Source organism: Vibrio sp. 397, assembly GCF_033339395.1.
Classification (GTDB): Bacteria; Pseudomonadota; Gammaproteobacteria; order Enterobacterales; family Vibrionaceae; genus Vibrio; species Vibrio alginolyticus.
In genome coordinates, this window is record NZ_JAWOUN010000031.1 from 22,578 (window position 1) to 30,676 (window position 8,099).

At 45.9% G+C, this 8,099-nt stretch carries 7 protein-coding genes and 1 pseudogene; all 8 read right to left on the reverse strand.

Annotated elements, in window-relative coordinates; translation table 11 throughout:
- On the reverse strand, positions 1 to 4,029 hold the full coding sequence (gene rpoB, locus R7P36_RS24075; RefSeq protein WP_005384685.1) for a DNA-directed RNA polymerase subunit beta: 4,029 nt from the start codon (positions 4,027 to 4,029) through the stop codon (positions 1 to 3).
- A 252-nt stretch (positions 4,030 to 4,281) separates the two neighbouring features.
- The gene (gene rplL, locus R7P36_RS24080; protein ID WP_005382540.1) at positions 4,282 to 4,650 is read right to left on the reverse strand and encodes a 50S ribosomal protein L7/L12; all 369 of its coding nucleotides are present in this window, start codon (positions 4,648 to 4,650) and stop codon (positions 4,282 to 4,284) included.
- A gap of 57 nt (positions 4,651 to 4,707) precedes the next feature.
- Entirely contained in the window at positions 4,708 to 5,202 is a 495-nt protein-coding gene (gene rplJ / locus R7P36_RS24085) for a 50S ribosomal protein L10 (protein ID WP_005382538.1), read from the reverse strand.
- Positions 5,203 to 5,495: 293 nt separating this feature from the next.
- Positions 5,496 to 6,197 (reverse strand): 50S ribosomal protein L1, encoded by a 702-nt coding sequence (gene rplA / locus R7P36_RS24090; RefSeq protein ID WP_005384683.1) that lies wholly within the window; start codon positions 6,195 to 6,197, stop codon positions 5,496 to 5,498.
- Positions 6,198 to 6,201: 4 nt separating this feature from the next.
- Positions 6,202 to 6,630, reverse strand: a complete 429-nt coding sequence (gene rplK / locus R7P36_RS24095; protein WP_005384682.1) for a 50S ribosomal protein L11 — start codon at positions 6,628 to 6,630, stop codon at positions 6,202 to 6,204.
- 164 nt (positions 6,631 to 6,794) lie between these two features.
- Complete coding sequence (nusG, locus tag R7P36_RS24100; RefSeq protein WP_005384681.1) at positions 6,795 to 7,343, reverse strand: transcription termination/antitermination protein NusG; 549 nt, start codon at positions 7,341 to 7,343, stop codon at positions 6,795 to 6,797.
- Between the two features lie 13 nt (positions 7,344 to 7,356).
- Entirely contained in the window at positions 7,357 to 7,737 is a 381-nt protein-coding gene (gene secE / locus R7P36_RS24105) for a preprotein translocase subunit SecE (protein ID WP_005384680.1), read from the reverse strand.
- Positions 7,738 to 8,003: 266 nt separating this feature from the next.
- Positions 8,004 to 8,099: pseudogene (locus R7P36_RS24110) on the reverse strand (elongation factor Tu); the annotation flags it as partial.

The following is an 8,099-nucleotide window of genomic DNA, read 5'->3' on the forward strand; positions in this document are numbered from 1 at the left end:
TTACTCTTCGTCTTCTAGCTCGATGTTGATACCTAGCGAGCGGATCTCTTTCAACAGTACGTTGAACGATTCTGGCATGCCAGGTTCCATGCTGTGGTTACCGTCTACGATGTTCTTGTACATCTTAGTACGGCCGTTAACGTCATCCGACTTAACCGTTAGCATTTCTTGTAGCGTGTAAGCAGCACCGTATGCTTCTAGTGCCCATACTTCCATCTCACCGAAACGCTGACCACCGAACTGAGCTTTACCACCTAGTGGCTGCTGAGTTACTAGGCTGTACGAACCAGTTGAACGAGCGTGCATCTTGTCATCAACAAGGTGGTTCAGTTTCAGCATGTACATGTAACCAACAGTTACAGGACGCTCAAACGCATCACCTGTGCGACCATCAAACAGTGTTAACTGACCTGATGTTGGTAGATCTGCTAGCTCAAGAAGTGCTTTGATTGACTCTTCTGGAGCGCCATCAAATACAGGAGTCGCGATTGGTAGACCGCCACGCAAGTTCTTGATCAGAGTACGTACTTCATCATCAGATAGAGAAGCAATGTCTACTTTCTGGCGAGTGTCGCCTAGATCGTAAACTTTTTGTAGGAACTCGCGGAATTTCGCTAGTTCTTGCTGCTCTTTAACCATCTGGTTGATCTTGTCACCGATACCTTTCGCTGCCAGACCTAAGTGTACTTCTAGGATCTGACCGATGTTCATACGCGAAGGTACACCCAGTGGGTTAAGTACGATGTCTACAGGCTGACCTTTCTCATCGTATGGCATGTCTTCAACAGGGTTGATCTTAGAGATTACACCCTTGTTACCGTGACGACCCGCCATCTTATCACCAGGCTGAATGCGACGTTTAACCGCTAGGTAAACCTTAACGATCTTCAGTACACCAGGTGCTAAATCATCACCTTGAGTGATCTTACGACGCTTAGTTTCGAACTTCTTATCGAAGTCGGCTTTTAGCTCATCCCACTGCTCAGCAAGTTGCTCAAGCTGAGTTTGTAGTGCGTCATCTTCTAGCGTTAGTTCTAGCCACTTCTTACGATCAGTTGTGTCTAGTTTCGCTTCAGAGTAACCGCCTTCAATCAATACAGCTTTAACACGGTTTAGAAGGCCGCCCTCAAGAATCTGGAATTCTTCAGTTAGGTCTTTCTTCGCTTCTTTAAGCTGCATCTGTTCGATTTCAAGCGCACGCTTGTCTTTCTCTACGCCATCGCGAGTAAAGACTTGAACGTCGATGATCGTACCTGATACAGAGTTAGGTACACGTAGTGAAGTATCTTTAACGTCAGATGCTTTTTCACCGAAGATTGCACGTAGTAGCTTCTCTTCAGGCGTTAGCTGAGTTTCACCTTTAGGTGTAACTTTACCAACTAGGATGTCGCCACCCTTAACTTCAGCACCGATGTAAACGATACCTGACTCGTCTAGTTTAGACAGAGCAGACTCACCTACGTTTGGAATATCCGCTGTGATCTCTTCAGAACCAAGCTTAGTATCACGCGCCACACAAGTCAGTTCTTGGATGTGGATAGTCGTGAAACGGTCTTCTTGAACTACGCGCTCAGATACTAAGATCGAGTCTTCGAAGTTGTAACCGTTCCAAGGCATGAACGCGATACGCATGTTTTGACCAAGCGCTAGTTCACCAAGGTCTGTTGAAGGACCATCAGCAAGAACGTCACCGCGTGATACAGGCTCACCTGGCATCACACATGGGCGCTGGTTAATACATGTGTTCTGGTTAGAACGTGTGTATTTAGTCAGGTTGTAGATGTCGATACCAGCTTCACCTGGTACTAGCTCTTCTTCGTTAACTTTAACAACGATACGAGAAGCATCTACTGACTGGATTACACCACCACGTTTAGCAACTGCAGTTACACCTGAGTCAACTGCTACGTTACGTTCAATACCAGTACCAACAAGCGGTTTGTCAGCTTTCAGTGTTGGAACTGCCTGACGTTGCATGTTCGCACCCATCAATGCACGGTTCGCATCATCGTGTTCTAGGAACGGGATAAGCGATGCAGCGATAGATACAACCTGGTTTGTCGCAACGTCCATGTACTGAGCGTGCTCACGAGGGTGTAGACCAGATTCACCTTTCTGACGAGCTGTGATCAGCTCATCTGCAAAAGTACCATCTTCGTTTAGCTTAGCGTTCGCCTGTGCGATAACGAATTGGCCTTCTTCGATTGCAGATAGGTAATCCACTTCGTCTGTTACTACGCCATCTACAACGCGACGGTATGGTGTCTCTAGGAAACCGTACTCGTTACAACGCGCAAACGCAGATAGAGAGTTGATCAGACCGATGTTTGGACCTTCAGGCGTTTCGATAGGACATAGACGACCGTAGTGAGTTACGTGTACGTCACGTACTTCGAAGCCAGCACGTTCACGAGTTAGACCGCCAGGACCCAACGCAGAAATACGACGCTTGTGCGTTACTTCTGATAGCGGGTTGTTTTGGTCCATGAACTGTGAAAGCTGTGAAGAGCCAAAGAATTCTTTAACTGCCGCAGAAATTGGCTTCGCGTTGATCAAGTCTTGAGGCATGATTGCGTCAAGATCGCCTAGGCTTAGACGCTCTTTAACTGCACGCTCAACACGTACTAGACCTACACGGAACTGGTTCTCAGCCATTTCGCCTACAGAACGGATACGACGGTTGCCTAGGTGGTCGATATCGTCCACTTCGCCCTTACCGTTACGGATCGCGATCAGCTTCTTCATCACTTCGATGATATCAGTTTCATCAAGTGTGCCTTGCTCTTGAGCATCTTCACGGCCGATAGAGCTGTTGAACTTCATACGACCAACAGTCGATAGATCGTAACGCTCTTCAGAGAAGAAGAGGCTTTCGAATAGAGCTTCTGCAGCTTCTTTTGTTGGCGGCTCACCAGGGCGCATCATGCGGTAGATTTCTACCAATGCAGAAATACGATCAACCGTGCTGTCGATACGTAGTGTTTCTGACATGAATGGACCGTGGTCTAGATCGTTCGTGAATAGAACTTCTAGCGCTTTGTGGCCAGCCTGAGATAGGTTCGCTAGTGCTTCCAGGCTGATTTCCTGGTTAGCGTTAACAATGATCTCGCCTGTTGCTTCATTGATGTAATCTTTAGATGCAACTTTACCTACGATGTACTCAACTGGTACTTCGATGTGATCAACACCATCTTTTTCTAGTTGGCGGATATGACGAGCTGTTACGCGACGACCTTGCTCAACGTAAACTTTACCATTTGCTTCGATGTCGAATGACGCAGTTTCACCACGTAGACGATCCGGAACTAACTCCATCAATAGAGTTTGGTCTTTCACTTCGAAGTTCACTTTCTCGAAGAAGATATCTAGGATTTCTTCTGTCGACTTACCTAGTGCTCGAAGGATGATCGATGCTGGTAGCTTACGACGGCGGTCGATACGAACGTACAAGTTATCCTTAGGATCAAACTCGAAATCAAGCCATGAACCACGGTAAGGAATAACACGTGCGTTGTATAAAACTTTACCTGAAGAGTGGGTCTTACCCTTATCGCTGTCGAAGAACACGCCTGGGCTTCGGTGCAGCTGGGATACGATAACCCTCTCGGTACCGTTGATTACGAAGGTACCATTGTCTGTCATGAGTGGAATTTCACCCATGTAGACTTCTTGTTCTTTAATGTCTTTTACAGTACCTGCTGGCGCGTCTTTATCAAAGATAACTAGGCGTAGTTTTACACGTAGTGGCTTTGAGTAAGTTACACCGCGGATTTGACATTCTTTAACGTCAAAAACTGGCTCACCAAGACGGTAGCTAACGTATTGCAGCTCAGAATTGCCGTTGTAGCTCTGAATCGGGAATACAGAACGGAAAGCGGCTTCAAGACCGTATTGACCTTCAGGATCCTGTTCGATAAATTTGTCGAACGAATCGAGCTGGATCGATAGCAGGTATGGAATGTCCAAAACTTGTGGACGAGTACCAAAGTCCTTACGGATGCGCTTTTTCTCGGTATAAGAGTAAACCATGGGGTTCCTCAGCTCGCTGATAAGTGACCCAAACTGTCCGCCCGCTCCTAGTTACTTAAGGGGGGTAAGGGACAGTGACTAATATAGCTGTTTACTGTAGTGACATTTCATTTCGTAAGAATGAAATGTTTTTTGCATGGATATCAGGCGCTTAAACAGCGGGAAAATTCGCCTATACCCTACAGCGCAAAAAGGCCGGTGGTTAAAAAACCACCAGCCAATTAGCCGTTAGGCTAAGAAACTATGCAATAATTACTTAACAGCAACAGTTGCACCAGCTTCTTCTAGCTGAGCTTTAAGAGCTTCAGCTTCTGCTTTCTCAACACCTTCTTTAAGAGGTGCTGGAGCGCCGTCTACTAGAGCTTTAGCTTCTTTAAGACCTAGGCCAGTTGCGCCACGTACTGCTTTGATTACAGCAACTTTGTTACCGCCAGCAGCTTCTAGGATTACGTCGAATTCAGTTTGCTCAGCAGCAGCTTCGCCTGCAGCAGCGCCGCCAGCTACAACAGCAGCAGCAGCAGAAACACCGAATTTCTCTTCCATTGCTTCGATTAGTTCAACAACTTGCATTACAGACATTTCTGCAACTGCGTCTAGGATTTGCTCGTTAGTAATAGACATAACAATTCTCTTTTAAGTCAACAATAAGTTTATTAAGCAACCAGTAAAAAGCAAGGCTTATGCCGCTGCTTCTTGTTTTTGATCGCGGATAGCTGCGATAGTACGCGCCAACTTGCCAGCCGAAGCTTCTTTCATGCACATCATTAGGCGTGCGATTGCTTCGTCGTAAGTTGGTAGTGTTGCTAGTACTTCAGCGTCAGTTAAAGCGCCTTCAAATGCAGCAGCTTTGATCTCGAAATCTTTGTTCTCTTTAGCGAAGTCTTTGAAAAGACGCGCTGCAGCACCTGGGTGCTCATTAGAGAATGCGATTAGAGTAGGACCAGTGAAAGTGTCAGTTAGACACTCGTACTCAGTACCTTCAACCGCACGACGAGCAAGAGTGTTACGAACAACTCTCATGTAAACGCCAGCTTCACGAGCTTGTTTACGTAGAGAAGTCATCGCGCCAACTTGAACGCCACGAGAATCAGCTACAACTGCAGAAAGTGCACCACTGGCAGCTTCGTTGACTTCAGCAACAATTGCTTTTTTGTCTTGAAGGTTTAAAGCCATCTTGGATTTACTCCTGGTTGTCGTTACACCACTCACTATCATCACGACAGTGAGAGCTATTGAGGTGCTTCCCCAGAAGAAAGTTAACTATATTACATAGAGCTTTCTGTCAGTTCGGGCACCATCTACGTAGGATAATTAAGTTTGCTTTTACACAAACACCTACGGTCTTGGACGGAGACTGGGTCTTAATTCATTTCGAACTAGGAGACAGTTCAAAGAACCAAAGTTCAGCCCCAACCACAAATATTAGGCGCAAAATTATACACTAATTTTGCGCCTAAGCAAATAAATTATGCTTGAGTGTTCAGGCTAGCCTGATCAACAGCAACACCAGCACCCATAGTAGTAGAGATGCTTACTTTCTTCAGGAAAGTACCTTTCGCTGAAGATGGCTTAGCTTTCTTCAGAGCAACTAGAAGTGCTTCTAGGTTCTCTTTGATCTGCTCAGCAGAGAAATTTGCTTTACCGATAGTAGTGTGGATGATGCCGTTTTTGTCGTTACGGTAACGAACCTGACCAGCTTTAGCGTTTTTAACTGCTTCAGCAACGTTAGGAGTTACAGTACCAACTTTAGGGTTTGGCATAAGACCGCGAGGACCTAGGATAGTACCTAGTTGACCTACAACGCGCATTGCATCTGGAGAAGCAACAACTACGTCAAAGTTCATTTCGCCTTTCTTAACTTGCTCAGCAAGATCTTCCATACCTACGATGTCTGCGCCAGCTTCTTTAGCTGCTTCAGCGTTAGCACCTTGAGTGAACACTGCAACGCGGATTTCGCGGCCAGTACCGTGAGGTAGTACAGTTGCACCACGTACGTTCTGGTCAGATTTACGAGCATCAATGCCTAGGTTAACAGCAACGTCTACAGACTCAACGAATTTAGCAGTCGCTAGTTCTTGAAGAAGAGCAACAGCTTCGTTGATTTCGTATTCTTTAGTTACGTCAACTTTTTCGCGGATTACGCGCATGCGCTTAGTTAGTTTTGCCATCTTATTAACCCTCTACCACTAGGCCCATTGAACGAGCAGTACCAGCGATAGAACGCTTCATCGCTTCGATGTCAGCACCAGTCATATCAGCAGCTTTAGTTTCTGCGATTTCTTGGATTTGAGCGTCAGTTACAGTACCAACTTTTTCAGTGTTTGGACGACCTGAACCAGACTTAACGCCAGCAGCTTTCTTAAGAAGAACAGCAGCAGGTGGAGTCTTAGTTACGAACGTGAAAGAACGGTCGCTGTATACTGTGATAACTACTGGAGTTGGTAGACCTTTCTCAATAGATTCTGTTTTTGCGTTGAACGCTTTACAGAATTCCATGATGTTCACACCGTGTTGACCTAGTGCAGGACCTACTGGTGGACTAGGGTTAGCCATACCAGCAGCAACTTGTAGCTTGATGTAAGCTTCAACTTTCTTAGCCATGATAATTCCTAAGTTTGGGTACAAACGCTAATCGCGGATCAGCTCCCCGTTTGTGTAAGAAACTTTTTACTTCACTTGAAGTAAAAAGGCGCGAAATTATAGTCATAATCCGCGCCTTATACAACCCTAAAAAGGTGATTTTTTATACTCTTTAACGAAGAGTCTTAGTCCAGCTTTTCAACCTGACCAAATTCAAGCTCAACTGGTGTCGCACGACCAAAGATCGATACAGACACTTTCAGGCGGCTCTTCTCGTAATCCACTTCTTCAACAGTACCGTTGAAGTCAGCAAATGGACCTTCGTTAACACGTACCACTTCACCCGCTTCGTACATTGTACGCGGACGAGGCGCTTCACTCGCTTTCTCAAGACGATTAAGAATCGCGTCAGCCTCTTTATCCGTGATAGGTGCCGGACGGTCTGAGGTACCACCAATGAAGCCCATGACACGCGGCACACTGCGTACTAGGTGCCATGATTCATCGTTCATAATCATCTGAACAAGGACGTAACCTGGGAAGAACTTACGCTCAGATTTGCGACGCTGACCCGCGCGCATTTCCACTACTTCTTCAGTAGGAACCAGTACTTCACCGAATAGCTCTTCCATGCCGTGCATTTTGATATGCTCGCGCAGAGATTGAGCTACACGACCTTCAAATCCAGAGAAGGCTTGAACCACATACCAGCGTTTTTTTGGAGCTTCACTCATGAATAAAAACCCTCTATACCCCAGTTGCTAGAGCTACTAGACGAACCATAATTCCGTCAATACCCCATAGCACTAGAGCCATTACAATACTTACAGCTAAAACGATCAGTGTTGTTTGCATGGTTTCTTGGCGAGTAGGCCAAACAACTTTACGTACTTCCATACGAGATTCTTTTGCAAAACTGATCGCTGCTTTACCTTTAGTCGTTGTTGCTGCAACGCCTAAGGCAGCTGCAATAAGAACAACAACGCCTGCAGCACGAACCACTACAGACATTTCACCATACAGGTAATTACCCACAACAGCGGCAGCTGCCAATACGAAAGCGGCTACCCACTTAAACGTATCTGCTGCGTTTGAGCTATCAGGAGTTTCAGCATTATTTGCTTTCATAAAACCAACCTGTTACAAGTCTTAATATAGACGACAACAACCCCGCTGTTGCAGGGCAAACTCCATATCGCTGAAAAAATCAGCGTACTCTTCTTAAGATTAAGCCTCTTTGCTTAATCTTGCTCTGCGCCCAACCCACTTCTGAACAAGAAAACAGCAAAAATAATGTTGAGTGCAGAAAAAGGGCATCAAATGATGCCCTTTTTGCTACTGGTTCGTCAAATCTAATTCAAGATTTTCCGAAAGCATCGCTAATTCGCTATGAATTAGTCGAAGATCTTAGCAACAACACCAGCACCTACTGTACGGCCACCTTCACGGATCGCGAAACGTAGACCTTCGTCCATTGCGATTGGTGCGAT